This is a genomic window from Bacteroides celer, from assembly GCF_002632415.2.
In the GTDB taxonomy this organism is placed as follows: Bacteria; Bacteroidota; Bacteroidia; order Bacteroidales; family Bacteroidaceae; genus Bacteroides.
The window spans coordinates 1,626,186-1,643,268 of the sequence record NZ_CP178209.1; the positions used below are offsets into that span (position 1 = coordinate 1,626,186).

A 17,083-nucleotide genomic window follows, 5' to 3' on the forward strand; every position below is an offset into this window, starting at 1 on the left:
GAAAGTAATGGAAAATCTACATATCAGTAAAAGCAGTCTGCAAGAATGGTTTCACCAGATGGTGAAAAAGGAGATGCATATTTTTGCTCCTGTGCGTTCAGGAGATAAAGTAGACTTCAAAAGAGTGACTTTTTACGATGAGGTAGCGACGGACTATGTGCAGACTACCCAGTCGGCTAAACGATTTGCGTTCCCGAAAACAGAAGTGCTGTTCTCTTATCAGAAAGACGGGAAAGAAGCTACTTTGCAGGAAGCGGATATTAATGCAATTCCCGAAATGATTCTCTGGAAAATCCGTCCTTGTGATGCGGCAGGGGTTGCACCCCTTTCCGGTATTTTTAATTGGGATTATAAAGATAAACTATATAATGCCCGGCGGGAGAAAATGACATTAATCAGCTTCAGTTGTGCACAATGCGATGAATCATGTTTCTGTACTTCCGTTCACGGGGGGCCCGGTAATACTGCCGGCAGTGATATTCAGATTACGGAGTTGCCGGATCAGAGTGCATTGGTGGAAGTCTTGACTGCAAAAGGCAAAGCATTGGTTAAATTCTTTGTGAAAGAATATACACCTGCCGAAGAAATTGATAAGGAACAATATCTGGCATCCGTTCCCATTCGTTTCAATGTTGATAATGTACGGGAGAAGTTGGCGGGAGCATTCGACAGTCCTGTTTGGAAACAACAGTCCGAACGCTGTTTGGGATGTGGCGCATGCGCTTATGTTTGTCCAACCTGTGCCTGTTTTGATATTCAGGAAGATGCCAAAGGTTCGTCCGGCCATCGTGTCCGTTGTTGGGATTCTTGCGGCTTTTCGCTGTTTACCCTCCATACGTCCGGACATAATCCGCGTCCGACACAAAGCGCCCGTTGGCGTCAGCGCATTTTGCATAAGTTCTCCTATATGCCTGAACGGATACAGGAAACCGGTTGTACCGGATGCGGACGTTGTTCGCGTGCCTGCCCGGTAGATATGAATATACTTGAACACTTAATATCGATATCAAGCCATGAATGAGCAGTCGAATATATATCTTCCGCACCTGATGGTGATTGAGAAGATAACCCATGAAGCTCCGGGAGTGAAGACTTTCCGGTTAAGATTTAAAGACGAGAAGGAAGGAGAAGCCTTTCATTTCAAAGCCGGACAGTTTGGTGAATACTCTGCGTTTGGTGAAGGAGAGTCAACTTTCTGTATTGCTTCATCGCCTACTCGTAAAGGATATATCGAGTGTACATTCCGTCAGGCAGGACGGGTGACTACCGGACTTGCCAAACTGGAAGAAGGAGCTACCGTCGGTTTTCGCGGACCTTTCGGAAACACATTTCCGTTGGACGAGTGGAAAGGAAAGAATCTGTTGTTCGTTGCAGGTGGTATAGCACTTCCGCCGATGCGTTGCGTCATCTGGAATGCATTGGACAGGCGGGAAGATTTTAAAGATATAACGATTGTTTACGGAGACAAGTCTGTTAACGACCTGGTATATAAAGAAGAGCTGAAAGAATGGGAAAACCGTCCGGATGTCAATCTGATAACTACGGTTGATCCTGGGGGGGAGACTCCCGACTGGACAGGAAAAGTCGGTTTTGTACCTTCGGTGCTTGAGGCTGCTGCACCTGCCAGTGCAGATACTGTGGCAATAGTTTGCGGACCTCCGGTGATGATAAAGTTCACTTTTCCTGTATTGGAGAAGTTAGGCTTTGCCGATGAGAATATTTATACCACCCTGGAGAACCGGATGAAATGTGGTGTTGGAAAATGTGGACGGTGTAATGTCGGGAAGTTGTATGTCTGTAAAGACGGTCCCGTATTTACCAAAGCCCAGTTGAATGATATACCTCCTGAATACTAATGATAAGGTGTTTAAGGATTAAAATATTGTGTTTTCCGTTGTGAAACGGGAGTTACGTCGTATAAAAACTAGGATATATACCGAAGTGATTTCAGGCAAATAATATCCGCCGATTGTTTTTATATGGTGATGAGGAATGCCCAGTGGGATTAACTTTCATGTGTGTCTAAATTTTATAATGGTTTCACCATTGGGCGCCTCTTCTTTATTTTGAATATGATTGTACAACCTAATTTTTATATTACTATGATTCATTTATTACTATCTACTCTTGCGATGATGGGGCTTACTTTCCTCATCGGTTTTTTTGTCGCTGCGGTCATCAAGTTGATTGCCTATGCGGCTGATTCATTTGATTTTTATAGTTCCCACCGTTTGGAGCTACTCCGGCCCGGCTACGACGCTGGCGGCAGCATCGGCAGAAGGTGGAAAGATTAGTCCGGCAAATACCTATTGTAGATGAAGATGCTTTAGGAGATTCTCGTGAAGACTATAGTAGGGGGATTGACAGGAACTTTACTGGTTATCCCGGCTATTATCATGGAGTGAGTCCGGGAGCTTCGGAAAATAATCTGGTTAATTATTATTATTCGCAGGATACCCGTGAATTTTTTCTTCGGGAAGAAGAGCAGGTACATGCCAATAAGAAGAACTCAAAGAAACTGACTAACAACAAACAATGAAAGAAAACTAATTTATGGAAAATATAGATTTTGCTACCTTATTTCAAGGTATTGGTACAATGATGGCAAGCGGATGGGTGCTTGCTTCTGCAAGAGTTTTTCTGGTACTTCTCGGTCTGTTATTGATCTATTTGGGCTGGAAAGGTATCCTCGAACCTATGGTGATGATTCCGATGGGACTCGGAATGGTGGCTATCAACTGTGGAACACTGATGATGCCCGACGGCACACTGGGTAACCTCTTTCTCGATCCGATGCTTTCAGATACGGATCAATTAATGAATACCATGCAGATAGATTTCCTGCAACCTGTTTACACCCTGACGTTTAGTAATGGGCTCATAGCCTGCTTTGTCTTTATGGGTATCGGGGCGCTTCTGGATGTCGGATTCTTGCTTCAGAAACCTTTTGCAAGTATATTCCTTGCTCTGTGTGCAGAACTGGGTACTTTCCTGACGGTTCCTATTGCTTCCGCTTTCGGCCTGACTCTCAAAGAAAGTGCATCAGTGGCGATGGTAGGTGGAGCAGACGGACCGATGGTCTTGTTTACCTCACTGGCATTGGCAAAGCATTTGTTTGTGCCTATTACGGTGGTTGCCTATCTTTATTTAGGATTGACATATGGAGGCTATCCTTACCTTGTGAAGCTGTTGGTTCCCAAACGTTTCCGTGCTATTAAGATGGTGACAAAGAAAGCTCCGAAGAATTACGATGCTAAAGTAAAACTGGCTTTCTCTGCTGTTCTTTGTGCTATTCTCTGTTTCTTATTCCCGGTAGCTTCTCCTTTGTTTTTCTCTTTGTTCCTGGGGGTTGCTGTTCGTGAGTCGGGTATGAAACACATCTATGATTTTGTGAGCGGTCCGTTGCTTTATGGATCGACTTTTATGTTGGGCGTGTTGCTGGGTGTACTTTGTGATGCACATCTGCTGCTCGATCCGAAGATATTGAAACTATTAGTATTAGGCATTGTAGCATTATTACTTTCCGGTATCGGAGGAATAATCGGAGGATATATCATGTATATTATTAAACGGGGTAATTACAATCCGGTCATCGGTATTGCAGCAGTTAGCTGTGTGCCGACTACCGCAAAGGTTGCACAAAAGATTGTAAGCTAAGATAATCCGGACTCATTCGTCTTGGGAGATGCCTTGGGAGCTAATATCTCGGGAGTAATTACTTCGGCTATTATTACAGGTATTTATATTACGGTGATTCCTTATTTATAAATAAAGGTATAGCAGTTTTTCTTGATACCGCTGGTGGTAATGCAAAACAGAAATGGTGAACAAAAGGCTTAAAGCTGTATGTTCACCATTTCTTAGTATATAGTAGAGAGGCGATCACTTACATTCCTTTATATAAAGCCTCAACTGTTTCTTTGACTCTTCGCACGGAAGTCACATTTCGTTCGTACTCGTTGATATGTACTGTTCCTCCCATTGAGACAACTTCATTTCTGAATTTCATTTCACTTTGAATACTTTCGCGTGCCGAGAAATGAAACTCATTGATTCCGGTTCCTGCCGCAATCCGTGCAATATTATTTTCATTTACTCCACAGCCGGCAAGTAACGTAATTCTTCCCGCAGCCAGTCCTTGCAATTCTTTTAAAAGACCGATACCTTGTTCAGCCGTAGGTTGCTGACCGGAAGTCAGAATACGGTTGCATCCCAGCTCGATGATCTCCTCCAATGCTTTTTGAGGATTACGACATACGTCGAATGCCCGGTGGAAGGTGACTGACAGCCCTTTAGAGGCTTCCATTAGAATCTGCATTGATGTTAAGTCTACTTCGCCGTCTGCTGTCAGGCAACCGAATACAACTCCGTCCGCTCCCAATTTTCGTGCGATTTCGATGTCTTTCAGCATTGTTCTGATTTCCATTTCCGAATAAAGAAAATCTCCTCCACGTGGCCGGATAATAACATGCAGGCGGGTATGAGCCAATACTTCTCTTGCAATGGCTATTTCACCATAGGAAGGGGTTGTCCCGCCTTCCGGTATTCCGGCACATAATTCCACGCGGTTGGCACCACCTTCCTGTGCAGCCAGACAGCTTTCTACTGAATTGGTACAAATCTCAATTTGATACTTTTCCATAGTCTTGTACTAAAAAAGGGCGAATTTCTTCGCCCTTATATGAATCTTCTTTTGAATAGTTGCTTTATTTAGCGAAACTAACCGCACGTGTTTCACGAATGACGGTAATCTTCACTTGTCCCGGATAAGTCATTTCATCCTGGATCTTCTTAGCGATTTCGCCTGACAGGCTTTCTGTCTGCTTGTCGTCAATCTTATCCGCACCAACGATCACGCGGAGTTCGCGCCCTGCCTGGATAGCATAAGTCTTTGTTACACCCGGATAAGCCATTGCCAATTGTTCGAGATCGTTCAGACGCTTGATGTAAGCCTCTACGATTTCGCGACGTGCACCCGGACGTGCACCGGAGATGGCGTCACATACCTGTACGATAGGAGCCAGTAAGCTGGTCATTTCCGTCTCGTCGTGGTGAGCACCGATAGCGTTGCAGATATCCGGTTTTTCTTTGTATTTCTCGGCAAGTTTCATACCCAACAATGCGTGCGGCAATTCCGGTTCTTCATCAGGCACTTTACCGATATCATGCAGCAAACCTGCACGTTTCGCTTTCTTCGGGTTCAATCCCAGTTCAGATGCCATCACAGCACAAAGATTGGCTGTTTCACGTGCATGCTGCAATAGGTTCTGACCATAAGAAGAACGATATTTCATCTTACCGATGATACGGATCAATTCAGGATGCAGACCATGGATACCCAAGTCGATGGTTGTGCGTTTACCGGTTTCGATAATTTCTTCTTCCACCTGTTTGCGAACTTTAGCTACCACTTCCTCGATACGGGCCGGATGGATACGTCCGTCGGTCACAAGCTGATGCAGTGCCAAGCGGGCAATTTCACGGCGAACCGGGTCGAAAGCAGAAAGAACGATTGCTTCCGGAGTGTCGTCAACAACGATTTCAACGCCGGTAGCAGCTTCCAAGGCACGGATATTACGTCCTTCACGTCCGATAATACGTCCTTTGATTTCATCTGATTCAATATGGAATACCGTAACAGAGTTTTCGATGGCAGTTTCCGTAGCTACCCGTTGGATAGACTGGATAACGATCCGTTTCGCTTCTTTGCTGGCAGTTAACTTGGCATCATCCATAATGTCGTTGATGAATGATTGTGCTTGCGTTTTAGCTTCTTCTTTCAGTGATTCTACCAAACGTTCTTTAGCTTCCTCGGCAGACAATCCGGAGATTGCTTCCAGTTTCTCGATTTCCTGTTGTTGCAGTCTGTCGAGTTCATCTTTTTTCTTATCGACAATGACAAGTTGCGCTTCCAGATTCTCTTTTACAGCTTCGGCTTCCATCTTTTTACGTTGGATTTCTTCCTGACGCTGGCTAAGAACCATTTCGCGTTGTTTCAGTTTGTTTTCCGCTTGCTGAATCTTCTGATTCCGCAATGCTACCTCCTTTTCAAGATCTGCTTTTTTATTCAGGAATTTCTCCTTTACTTCAAGCAGCTTGTTTTTCTTAATTACTTCCGCTTCCGTCTCCGCTTCTTTCAGGACATTATCGTATTTGGATTTCAGTACATACCGGAATAGTATATATGAAAGGATTCCTCCTACGATGAAGCAGGCAATTGCTGTTGCTATTATTGCTATCATTCTACATTTAATTTAAGTATATAAATAAAAACGCACCGCCAAATATCAAAGCATATACTTTTGCTTGGATATTGTGCAGTGCGTGGTTGTTTTATCTCTTATCAGTGAATAGCCGGTCAGGATTCATTCCTCCTTAAAATAATCCTCCAGCAATTCTGTCAGTTCTTTTACCTTCTCCACATAGGGGCTGGTATCATTACGTTGCATCAATTGCAGTCTCTCTAACGAGAACTGATAGGCTACCATGGCAATAATTTTCTCCGGTTCCAAGTTCTTATAAACCTCCCGATACTTATTAAGCCTGATATTTACCTGCTTGGCGGCTTCCCGTACCATTTCTTCTTCCTCACGGTTGATGGTTAGCGGATAGTTTGAATCTGCTATCTGCAGGTTTATCTTTATTTTATCGTTCATACATCTTCTTCTTATTCATTCAACAAAGCGATGCATTTATCGACTTCACGCACTAATTTTGACAATCGCAGCTTCGTCTCTTTTACGTCGCTGCCGTTAAGGCTGATTGCCGTAGCTGTTTTTAGGTTTGTATAGCTGACTTCCAATTCATTGTATTGAGCTTGTACCTTCTCGTTTTTCAGCTTTTCATTATCGAGAAGCTTCTTCAACTCGGCATTTTCACGCTTTAGTTCATCGTGTAAATAAATCAAATGCCGGAGTTGCGTTTCAAAGGAATTCAATAACTTTTTTTCTTCTTCTGTCATCACTACACCAAAATTGTACACAAAAATACGATTAACTCTGATATTACAAAAACTTTTTATGAGAAAATGTTCTTTTTAGCCTAAATTAGCCATGAACGGAGGGGAAAGTAGAGTATTGCATAGGAAGTAAGTGCCGACTGCTTTTATAATATAAGGTATATATGAAAGGGGTTTCAATCCTTTCATATTCTGTTTTCAGCCTTTCCATATTTTGTTCCTTCTCTCTATTTACAGCTCAAACCGGCTCTTTTAATAGCATTTTGAACAATTTTTGTCTTTTATTGATTTGTCATTTTCCTTCTTTGCTGATAAATACCAGTATGTTTGCGTACCGAACTAACGGACTCATATTATAAACATAAATATTTGTATTATCTAACCATGAAAAAGTATTATTTACTATCTCTTGTGGCAGCTTCTTTGATGGGAGCAACTTGTATTCAATGTACTTCTCCGAAACAAAAAGGTGGTGAGAATGCTCTTCCGCAGAAGAGCGAATTGTTTGCAAATTTACCGGATTGTTGTCCGACACCGGACGGAATGGCTATCGCTCCTAATGGAGATTTGATTCTGGCCTGTCCGAATTTTGCAGATATCACACAGCCTGCTTGTCTGATGCGCATCACCAAAAATGGCGAGATTACGAAATGGATGGATGTTCCGGTATTGGAAGAAACCGGCTGGGCTTCTCCGATGGGGATTGCCTTAAATGAAGAGGGTGATCTGTTTATTTGCGACAATCAAGGTTGGAGTGGAGCAGAGAAAGCACAGAATAAAGGACGTGTTCTTCGTCTGAAGTTTGAAAACGACCAATTAAAAGAAACAATCACTGTGGCATCCGGTATGGAGCATCCTAACGGTCTGCGTATCCGCAACGGGAAACTGTACGTCACCCAGAGTTCATTATCGCAGATAAAAGATCCTTCGGGATTGTTGGTCAGCGGGGTATATTGCTTTGATATGAATGACCGTGATGTGGCAGTGACTAATACATTAGAAGATAAAAACCTTATTACCACCGTTATCACAAAGAACCCAGAAGTACAATACGGACTGGATGGAATTGTTTTCAACGAAGCGGGCGACCTCTTTGTAGGAAACTTCGGTGACGGTGCAGTTCATCGCATAAAGATGGATGTGGAAGGGAATGTACTTAGTAATGATGTATGGGCGCAAGATACCACCCAGTTGCGTACCACGGACGGAATGTGTATAGACGATAAAGGTAATATCTGGGTAGCGGATTTCTCGGCAAATGCAGTTGCACGTATTGATAAAGACGGAAAAATTCAGCGTATTGCTCAAAGTCCTGACTGTGACGGAAGCGACGGAGGTCTGGATCAGCCGGGTGAACCTATCGTATGGAACGGACAGGTGATTGTATCTTGCTTCGACTTGGTGACCGGACCGGATAAGGTAAACACGAAACACGACAAGCCTTTCACACTGGCTAAGCTGTCTTTGGAATAAATAAACAACCCCGAACTACTATTATAAACCTAAAAAACACATTATCAATTATATGAAACAATATCTATCGACCTTTGCCGGCTCCGCTATCTGTGGTGGATTTGCGTTTGGCATCTGGCCAGAACTTTGGAAGACATACGGTCTGATGGGAGGCTGGCTGGCGGCAACGCTGATTATCGGCATTATGTGGTATATGAATCATTATCATGGAGCCATTCTCAATCCTCCGGGAAAAATATGGCTCGATCAGGGTTGGTGCATCGGTTCTGCCGGAATCGCCTGGGGAATTGTCCGTTTTCAGGGAGATATCACCAACTTCTTTTATGCAGTGCCCACTTTAATCTGTTGTCTGATAGGAGGTGCCCTGGCAGGAATACTAGTATGGAAAATCCGTTCGTGCGATTGTGCCCGGAAGATAAATTAAGGAGGAAAGAACAATGAGCGAATGGTTACAGACTTATAATGAGTTTTTCGGCATGTATCATGCCGGAATCATCACATCTATTTTCGGAGCTTTTGCCGTCACTTTTACAGTGCTGATGAGCTGGCCTAAATTAGTAAAGGACTTTGGGCCGATAGGTGGATTTATGGCAGCCGCCCTTATTATCGGTACTTTCTGGGTAGTCAATCACAAATTGCCCGGATTCGGTTTTTCTACCGGACTGTTGAATGACGCCGAAGGCTTGCCGATGCAATTCTGCCTGATTCATCAGGGAAATCGTGGCAGTGCTCCCTGGGTAGATATGGGATGGGCAATTGCAATGGGATTTATCTTGTCCGACGTACTTTGCGCGCCGAAAGGAACACGCGGAGGACTATTGAAAGAAGCATTTCCCCGTTGGCTGGTGATTATTCTGGGTGGTATTGTCGGCGGTATTTTCGTAGGACTTACCGGATATACAAATGCGGCACTCTAACTCTATTAACTGAAAAGAAAAAAAACATATATGTATATATTAGCACATGACTTGGGTACCAGCGGTAATAAAGCAACCTTATTCGACGAATCGGGCTTGCTGATTGCTTCGCGCACAGCCGCTTACCCAACAGATTACGCTTCCGGCAACCGGGCGGAACAGAATCCGCACCATTGGTGGAAAGCCATTGTAGACACTACACAAGCACTTCTCGAACTGGTATCTCCCGCTGATATTGCCGGTGTGGCACTTAGCGGACAAATGATGGGATGCCTTTGTGTGGACAAGAACGGTCGTCCGCTTCGTCCTCACATGCTTTATTGTGACCAGCGTTCGCAGGAAGAAGAGATGACTCTCTCCGAAAAGATAGACCCTCTTCATTTCTATGAAATCACGGGACACAGGATCAGTGCTTCCTACTCCATAGAGAAACTGATGTGGGTGAAGAAACACGAGCCGGAAGTCTTTGCGCAGACAGCCAAGATGCTGAACGCAAAAGACTATATCAATTATCGCTTGTGTGGCACTCTTGCTACGGACCCTTCCGATGCTTCGGGTACTAACGCATACGATCTGAACCGTTGGCAATGGAGTGAAGAAATCATAGAAGCGGCAGGACTTGACCTTGCTTTATTTCCGGACGTTCGTTCATCTATCGACGTTATCGGTGAAGTAACAAACGAAGCAGCCCGTGAAACAGGCCTACTGGCCGGAACTCCCGTCATTTGTGGCGGTGGCGATGGCAGCTGTGCCGGAGTAGGGGTTGGCTGTGTGGCTCCGGGTAGTGCATACAATTATCTGGGTTCTTCCTCCTGGGTAGCACTCACAGTGGAAAAGCCGATTGTAGACGAACAACGCCGCACTATGAATTGGGCGCATGTAGTGCCGGGTATGCTGCATCCGTCGGGAACGATGCAGGCGGCAGGCTCCTCTTACAATTGGATGATTAACCAACTCTGCCAGCACGAGCAGGCATTGGCTACTCAATTCGGACGTAGCGTGTTCGAACTGATTGACGAACAGATTCTTTCCTCTCCGATAGGAGCCAATAAACTCCTATTCCTACCTTATATGCTTGGTGAACGTACTCCCCGTTGGAATGTAGACGCCAAAGGAGCATTTATCGGTCTGACGCTGGGGCATACACATGGTGATATGCTACGTGCTGTGATGGAGGGAATTACCCTCAATCTGGGATTTATCGTCAATATCTTCCGCAAACACGTTCCCATCGACCAGGTGACGGTGATTGGAGGATGTGCGCAGAATCCTGTATGGCGCCAGATGATGGCAGACATCTATCAGGCAGAAATCCGTGTACCTAATTATCTGGAAGAGGCTACTTCGATGGGAGCGGCTATTCTGGCAGGTATCGGTGCGGGAGTCTTTAAAGACTTCTCTGTGATAGACCGCTTTGTCCGTATCGAACAGACTGTGCAGCCGATTCAGGAAAACGTGAAGAAGTATGAGGCTTGGATGCCTGTTTTTGATAAAGCTTATCACGCTTTGTGCGATATGTATACTGAAATTGCAAAAACTGAACTAGATTCTATATAAAACCTAATAATCAAATGAAAACAGTAATAGTGCCGGCTCCCGGCAAAATTGAAATACGACAGGTGGGAACTCCTGTTATCAATGCTTATCAGGCATTGGTGAAAACGGAAATGGTCGCTTTGTGTAATGCGACTGACAGTAAACTGATAGCCGGAAAATTCCCCGGAGTGGATACTTACCCGCTGGCTTTGGGACATGAGAATGCCGGAATTGTAGTAGCTGTCGGTGAAAAAGTACGTAATTTTAAGGTAGGCGACCGTGCTATTGGTGGTCTTATTTCCGATTTTGGTGCGCAAGGTGTCGACAGCGGCTGGGGTGGTTTCAGCGAATATGTAGTAGTGAATGACTTTGAAGTACTGAAAGAAGAGGGACTGGCTACACCCGAACAGGGATGCTGGGACAGTTTTGAGATTCAGAACACAGTCCCTTCACATGTGCAACCGGAAGAAGCAGTTATCTCTTGTACCTGGCGCGAAGTGTTGGGAGCTTTCAAGGATTTCAATCTGACTCCGGGGAAAAAGGTGATCGTAGTAGGCTCTGGTCCTGTAGGATTGAGCTTTGTGAAGTTGGGTAAATTGTTCGGTCTGGGACAGATTGATATTGTCGATATGCTTCCCGCTAAACTGGAAGTAGCCCGTCGGATGGGAGCAGACAACGGATATACACCCGCTGAAATCAGTACTTCGGAATTTATTGCCGCGGCTAATCGCTCTTATGATGCTGTCATTGATGCGGTAGGACTGGATGTAGTCGTAAATTCCGTATTACCATTAGTGAAGATGGGTGGAGATGTTTGTGTCTATGGCGTCATGACTAAGAATCCAACTTTCGACTTATCGAAAGCTCCTTATAACTTCGACCTGCACATGCATCAATGGCCTACCCGTTCCGAAGAAAAGGCGGCAATGACCACATTGGCACAATGGATTGAAGAGGGCAGACTTTCTGCATCCGACTTTATCACGCATCGCTTTGCGATAGAAGAAATAGAAGAAGCCTTTGCTGCCGTGAAACGGGGTGAAGTATTGAAATGCGTATTGACTTTTTAAGAAACAGCATATTTATAATAACTTATTAAACGACTCAAAATAATGGAAAAGAAGAATATAAACGAAGTGATTGCAGAATTATCAGTAGAACAGTTGGCAGGTATGATCGACCATACATTCCTGAAACCTTTCGGTGATGCATCGCCTATTGAGAAACTTTGTGCGGAAGCCCGTCAGTATCAGTTTGCGATGGTAGCCATCAATCCTGCGGAAGTAGAAACTTGTGTGAAGTTGCTTGAAGGATCGGGAGTACGTGTAGGAGCCGCTATCGGTTTTCCGTTGGGACAGAACACAGTAGAGTGCAAAGCATTTGAAACCCGTGATGCCATTGCCAAAGGTGCTACTGAAATAGATACAGTCATCAATGTTCGTGCTTTACAGAAAGGACAGACTGAAATCGTAAAGAAAGAGATTGAAGACATGGTCTCTATCTGCAAACCTGCCGGTGTGATCTGTAAGGTCATTCTTGAAACTTGCTATCTGACGGATGAAGAGAAAGAAACCGTATGTCGTATAGCTAAAGAAGCCGGAGTGGATTTTGTGAAAACCTCTACCGGATTCGGTACAGCAGGAGCAACAGTGCATGATGTAGCATTGATGCGTCGTGTGGTAGGACCTACTATCGGAGTGAAAGCAGCAGGTGGTATTCGTGATCTGGATTCTGCGTTGGCATTGATTCAGGCGGGCGCTACCCGTATCGGTACATCAAGCGGTATTCAGATTGTGGAATCCTATAAGGAGCTGAAGAAAGGTTTGTAATCGTTCTTTTTTCAGGAAGGTAAATTTAAGGTAAATAAGAAGATAAAATGATAAGATCGAAATTAATGAAGCTGTTGAAGTGTGGGATGGCATGCTGTGTGTTTCTCTCCATTGTAGCATGGCAGACGAAAGACACTTCCCTTCAGCCTACCGACGCGAAAGGTTTTATCGTCGAGATTCAGAAGAAGTACGCGGAAATTCAGGCGATAAAACAGAAAGGTAATCAGGAAGAAACAGAAAACAAGATAAAAGCCGTGCACCGGAGATTGACGCGTGCCTATCCAGTCTATTACGATTGGTGGCTACAGGATGGAACAACGGGTGATGTAGACTGGTTTAATAAGAGTTTTAATCAGGAACTTTCCGTGCGTTTACAGAAACTGAACATCAAAGCTCCCGTGACTAATACTCCGGAAAGCATCGAATCGGCTTTCCTTTCTTATCTGAAAGCGTGTGAACAAAGACGTATCAAGCGTTTGGAAGCCTTCACAGCAGATAAACCGGAGATTGTTTTCACAAAGTACAGAACGTTGCGTCCCTCTTTCTTTGCTTATACCGAAGGGGTGTCGGATGCCCGTGCTGAATGCAACTACATTGCGGGCGGTGCGTTGGCGAAATTGAAGATGAATGGAATTTGGGCGGAAGTAGAAACCATGCTGACAGATGAAGAAGGAGTAGTGCGTGATCCGAATCTTCATTTTGATGGTCAGCATCTGCTTTTCTCCTGGAAGAAATCCCGCAAGGAAGACGACTTCCATCTGTATGAAATGGATTTAAAGACACGGGAAATCAAGCAGTTGACTTTCGGGAAAGGACATGCCGACATTGAAGGTATTTACTTGCCGGATGACAATATCCTGTTCAACTCTACCCGTTGCGGAAGTACGGTAGACTGCTGGTTTACGGAAGTCAGCAATATGTATCTCTGCGACAGGGAGGGGCGTTATATGCGTCAGGTTGGTTTCGACCAGGTACATACGGTAACACCGACTTTGTTGGATGACGGTCGGGTGGTCTATACTCGTTGGGATTACAATGACCGTGGCCAGGTATGGGCACAGCCTTTGTTCCAGATGAATCCCGATGGAACAGGACAGGCTGAATATTACGGAATGAACAGCTGGTTCCCGACAACGGTGGCACAGATTCGCCAGATTCCCGGCACTCGTAAGTTGATGGCAGTTTTTATGGGTCACCATACTCCTCAACATGGCAAACTGGGTATTATAGATCCCGAAGCCGGGCGTGATGAGAATGAAGGTGTTATGTTCGTAGCTCCGGTTCACAAACCGGAACCGGAACGTATTGACGGTTATGGAAAGTTTACCGATCAGTTCCAGTATCCTTTTCCATTGAGCGAGACGGAATTTTTAATATCGTATACTCCGTTGGGTTATTACGTCGGACATCCGATGGAATTTGGCGTTTATTGGATGAATGCGGACGGAGAACGTGAATTACTCGTATCCGATGCACGCATATCCTGCAACCAGCCTGTGTTGGTCGCTCCCCGTAAACGTCCGTTCCGCCGTTCATCTTCGGTAGATTATACAAAGAATGAAGGCGTATATTATATGCAGAATATCTACGAGGGTAATGGATTGAAAGGTGTGAAACCGGGAACTATCAAACAGTTGCGTGTGGTGGAAATCCAGTTCCGTGCAGCAGGTGTAGGTGAAGTGAACGGTAATGATAAAGGTGGAGGAGCTATCATGAGTTCTCCGGTAGGAGTGGGCAATGCTGCCTGGGATGTGAAGAGAGTGTTGGGAGTGACGGAAGTATATCCTGACGGTTCCGCATTCTTTAAAGTTCCTGCACGCAGACCGCTTTATTTTCAGGCATTGGACGAAAACGGGCGTGTGGTGCAAACTATGCGTAGCTGGTCTACTTTGCAGCCGAATGAAGTGCAGAGTTGTGTAGGATGCCACGAACATAAGAACACGGTTCCCGTAGCAGGGCATCCGGTATCCATGGCAATGAATAAAGGTGTCAAGGCATTGGCTCCGGAAGATGAGATGGGCGAACGTAATTTCAGTTACCTGAAAGAAATCCAACCTATCTGGGACAAGCATTGTATCTCTTGTCACGATGGAGTGAAGCAACCAATGAGCCTGAAAGGCGAATTGAAAGTAATGGATAAACGAAGCAAAAGAAAATATACGGATTCGTATCTGAACCTGACTCATGCCACCCAGAAAAAAGAAGAGGGATCATGGAGAGGTAACGCACATCATCCGGAAGTAAACTGGATCAGTGCTTTGTCCGAACCTACGTTGTTGCCGCCTTATTTTGCAGGCTCCAACACGAGCAATCTGATTAAACGTTTGGAAAGCGGACATGGAGGTACTAAACTGACTCCGCAGGAAATACGAAAAGTAGCTCTCTGGATTGATTTGCTTGTGCCTCAAATCGGAGACTACCGTGAAGCGAACAACTGGTCGCAAAAGGATCTCGACTTCTACAACTATTATGATAAGAAGCGGGAAGCAGCCCGTGCGGAAGATCAGGAGAATATTCGTCAATACATTCAATCCCTTCAAACTAAACAAGAGAAAAAATGAAAAAGAAGATATTGATACCTGTTGGTATGGCTGCTATATTTCTTTGTGCGTCTTGGCAAGAAGCGGAAACGACGGTTTCACCGGACCGTTTGTTTCTGGCAGACAACGGGAAATCCTTGTTTGTAACAAACAGGGCAGGCTGTGAAATTATCAAGATGTCGTCCGACGGACAGAAAATGGAAAAGAAAGTCTCTTTCTCGTCCCCTGTCAATGCCATGACGCAGGATGCGAATGGTAAACTCTGGGTGGTATGTGACGGAAACTACGGTACCATGTACGAACTGGATGGAAAGAAACTCTCTGTACAATCCAAAACAAAAAGCGGAGCTACTCCTTCGGATATTCTGTATAATCCGTTGTCTAAATCTCTTTGGGTTACGCAGCGGTTCAACAACGAACTCTGGGAGATTGATCCGGCCACCCGTAAGGTGAAAACAAAAATAGCTGTCGGTCGCGAACCAGTGTCGATGGCTGCCTTTGCAGGTGATTCCTGTCTGCTGATAGCCAATAATCTGCCGGAAATGCCTTCTACGCCTTATCCGATTGCAGTACAGCTCGATATGGTAGATGTACTTTCGAAAAAGGTTTCGGGACGTGTTATGTTGCCGAACGGTTCTACGGATGTGAAGTCGGTAGCGGTGGATAAGAATCATACTTTCGCGTATGTCACTCATTTAATCTCCCGCTATCAGTTGCCTACCAATCAGCTGGATAGAGGATGGATGGCTACAAATACATTATCCATCATTGATTTGAAAGCTAGAAAGTGGCTCACTTCCGTCATCTTAGACACTCCACAGAAAGGAGCAGCCAATCCGTGGTCGGTAATTGTTACTCCGGATGATAAGCAGATCATAGTAGCTGCTGCCGGTAGTCAGGAATTGGTGCGCATCGATCGTATAGCTTTGCATGAACGTCTTGGCAAAGCGAAACAAGGAGAAATGGTTACTCCTTCCATGAAAGCGTGGGGGAATATACCTAATGATGCGGGATTCTTGTATGGCATCCGTGACTTCATTCCTACACAGGGAAAAGGTCCGCGTTCGGTCGTAGCTACGGGAGGTAAAATTTATACTGCCAACTATTATACGTCGGAATTGGTGTCTATGGATTTGAACGGTAAGAATGTGCAGAAGCAGATTCTGGGTGCTCCATTGGCTTTCACTAAAGTTGGTAAGGGAGATATGTACTTCCATGATGCAACCATTTGTTTCCAGAACTGGCAAAGTTGTGCAACCTGTCATCCGAATGATGCACGCATGGACGGGCTTAACTGGGACTTGCTGAATGATGGCATGGGTAATCCGAAAAACACGAAAACACTCTTGCTTTCCCATCAAACTCCGCCTTGTATGGCGACCGGTATTCGTAAAAATGCCGAAGTAGCCGTTCGTTCGGGAGTGAAATATATCCTGTTTATGGAGGGAAATGATGAGATCTACGAATCTATCGACGAATATCTGAAATCTCTGAAGCCTCTGCCAAGCCCTTATCTTGAGAATGGTAAACTTTCTGCGAAAGCGAAAAGAGGAAAGAAGATATTTGAAGAAAACTGCGCGAGTTGCCATTCCGGAGAATACTATACGGATCAGAAGCAATATAAAGTGGATTGGACTACCGGACCTGATAAAGGACTGGCTATGGACGTTCCTGCTCTGAACGAATGTTGGCGTACGGCTCCTTATTTGTATGACGGTCGTAGCTATTCGATGAAAGATATGTTAAAGGTACACGGACCTCATAAGCCTGTTTCTGATAAAGAACTGGAAGAGTTGGAGGAATATGTATTGTCTTTGTAATTTTGAATGA

At 44.8% G+C, this 17,083-nt stretch carries 14 protein-coding genes and 2 pseudogenes; 12 read left to right on the forward strand and 4 right to left on the reverse strand.

Annotated elements, in window-relative coordinates:
• Positions 1-7: 7 nt before the first annotated feature.
• The 4 genes and pseudogenes from CJF29_RS06085 (at position 8) to CJF29_RS06100 (ending at position 3,768) form a co-directional block, all read left to right on the forward strand.
• Positions 8-1,021, forward strand: a complete 1,014-nt coding sequence (locus tag CJF29_RS06085; RefSeq protein ID WP_099146233.1) for a 4Fe-4S dicluster domain-containing protein — start codon at positions 8-10, stop codon at positions 1,019-1,021.
• Positions 1,014-1,856 (forward strand): FAD/NAD(P)-binding protein, encoded by an 843-nt coding sequence (locus CJF29_RS06090; protein ID WP_074557850.1) that lies wholly within the window; start codon positions 1,014-1,016, stop codon positions 1,854-1,856. The genes CJF29_RS06085 and CJF29_RS06090 overlap by 8 nt, the downstream gene beginning before the upstream one ends.
• Before the next feature lie 246 nt (positions 1,857-2,102).
• Positions 2,103-2,539: pseudogene (locus CJF29_RS06095) on the forward strand (LapA family protein).
• Positions 2,540-2,553: 14 nt separating this feature from the next.
• Positions 2,554-3,768 (forward strand): annotated as a pseudogene (locus CJF29_RS06100) (sodium ion-translocating decarboxylase subunit beta).
• A gap of 118 nt (positions 3,769-3,886) precedes the next feature.
• Here the strand turns inward: CJF29_RS06100 and CJF29_RS06105 are convergent.
• The 4 genes from CJF29_RS06105 to CJF29_RS06120 form a co-directional block, all read right to left on the reverse strand.
• A complete protein-coding gene (locus CJF29_RS06105) occupies positions 3,887-4,642 on the reverse strand; it encodes a copper homeostasis protein CutC (protein ID WP_074557852.1) in 756 nt (251 codons plus the stop codon).
• 64 nt (positions 4,643-4,706) lie between these two features.
• On the reverse strand, positions 4,707-6,242 hold the full coding sequence (gene rny, locus CJF29_RS06110; protein ID WP_074557854.1) for a ribonuclease Y: 1,536 nt from the start codon (positions 6,240-6,242) through the stop codon (positions 4,707-4,709).
• Positions 6,243-6,365: 123 nt separating this feature from the next.
• Positions 6,366-6,656: a cell division protein ZapA gene (locus CJF29_RS06115; RefSeq protein ID WP_074557855.1), complete on the reverse strand. Its 291-nt coding sequence runs from the start codon at positions 6,654-6,656 to the stop codon at positions 6,366-6,368.
• Between the two features lie 11 nt (positions 6,657-6,667).
• Complete coding sequence (locus tag CJF29_RS06120; RefSeq protein ID WP_074557927.1) at positions 6,668-6,961, reverse strand: hypothetical protein; 294 nt, start codon at positions 6,959-6,961, stop codon at positions 6,668-6,670.
• 381 nt (positions 6,962-7,342) lie between these two features.
• Between CJF29_RS06120 and CJF29_RS06125 the strand changes: the two genes are divergently transcribed.
• The 8 genes from CJF29_RS06125 to CJF29_RS06160 are packed head-to-tail and all read left to right on the forward strand — an operon-like array spanning position 7,343 to position 17,073.
• On the forward strand, positions 7,343-8,431 hold the full coding sequence (locus CJF29_RS06125; protein WP_099146231.1) for an SMP-30/gluconolactonase/LRE family protein: 1,089 nt from the start codon (positions 7,343-7,345) through the stop codon (positions 8,429-8,431).
• 52 nt (positions 8,432-8,483) lie between these two features.
• Complete coding sequence (locus CJF29_RS06130) at positions 8,484-8,855, forward strand: Lin0368 family putative glycerol transporter subunit (protein ID WP_004325051.1); 372 nt, start codon at positions 8,484-8,486, stop codon at positions 8,853-8,855.
• A gap of 13 nt (positions 8,856-8,868) precedes the next feature.
• The gene (locus CJF29_RS06135; RefSeq protein WP_004304749.1) at positions 8,869-9,348 is read left to right on the forward strand and encodes a Lin0368 family putative glycerol transporter subunit; all 480 of its coding nucleotides are present in this window, start codon (positions 8,869-8,871) and stop codon (positions 9,346-9,348) included.
• Positions 9,349-9,378: 30 nt separating this feature from the next.
• On the forward strand, positions 9,379-10,905 hold the full coding sequence (gene xylB / locus CJF29_RS06140; RefSeq protein ID WP_099146230.1) for a xylulokinase: 1,527 nt from the start codon (positions 9,379-9,381) through the stop codon (positions 10,903-10,905).
• Positions 10,906-10,919: 14 nt separating this feature from the next.
• A complete protein-coding gene (locus CJF29_RS06145; RefSeq protein ID WP_074638564.1) occupies positions 10,920-11,954 on the forward strand; it encodes a zinc-dependent alcohol dehydrogenase in 1,035 nt (344 codons plus the stop codon).
• Positions 11,955-11,996: 42 nt separating this feature from the next.
• A complete protein-coding gene (gene deoC / locus CJF29_RS06150; protein WP_009000615.1) occupies positions 11,997-12,713 on the forward strand; it encodes a deoxyribose-phosphate aldolase in 717 nt (238 codons plus the stop codon).
• A 47-nt stretch (positions 12,714-12,760) separates the two neighbouring features.
• Positions 12,761-15,274 carry a hypothetical protein gene (locus CJF29_RS06155; protein WP_099146229.1) on the forward strand — a complete coding sequence of 838 codons (2,514 nt, stop codon included), beginning with the start codon at positions 12,761-12,763 and terminating at the stop codon, positions 15,272-15,274.
• Positions 15,271-17,073, forward strand: coding sequence for a c-type cytochrome (locus CJF29_RS06160; RefSeq protein ID WP_074638562.1), 1,803 nt, complete (start codon positions 15,271-15,273; stop codon positions 17,071-17,073). Before CJF29_RS06155 ends, CJF29_RS06160 begins: the two co-directional genes overlap by 4 nt.
• Positions 17,074-17,083 lie beyond the last annotated feature (10 nt).